At 66.1% G+C, this 280-nt stretch carries 1 pseudogene; it reads left to right on the top strand.

Annotated features, from left to right (window positions below):
• Window positions 1-280: pseudogene (locus tag EN857_RS34340) on the top strand (AIR synthase-related protein); the annotation flags it as partial.

Below are 280 nucleotides of genomic sequence, written 5' to 3' on the forward strand. Positions count from 1 at the left end.
TGCTTGGGCTCGCCTCCTCCGGGCTGCACTCCAACGGCTTCTCGCTGGTGCGCCGCATCGTCGCCGCGAGCGGCCTTGCTTGGAGCGATCCGGCGCCGTTCAACGACGAGTCAGCCTCGCCGAGGCGCTGCTCGAGCCGACGCGCATCTATGTGAAGTCGATCCTCAAAGCCATCCGCAACACGCACGGCATCAAGGCGCTGGCCCACATCACCGGCGGCGGTTTCCCGGAAAACATTCCGCGCGTGCTGCCGAAGGATTTTTCGGCCGAGCTCGACCTC

The organism is Mesorhizobium sp. M4B.F.Ca.ET.214.01.1.1, from assembly GCF_004791545.1.
Taxonomy (GTDB): Bacteria; Pseudomonadota; Alphaproteobacteria; order Rhizobiales; family Rhizobiaceae; genus Mesorhizobium; species Mesorhizobium abyssinicae.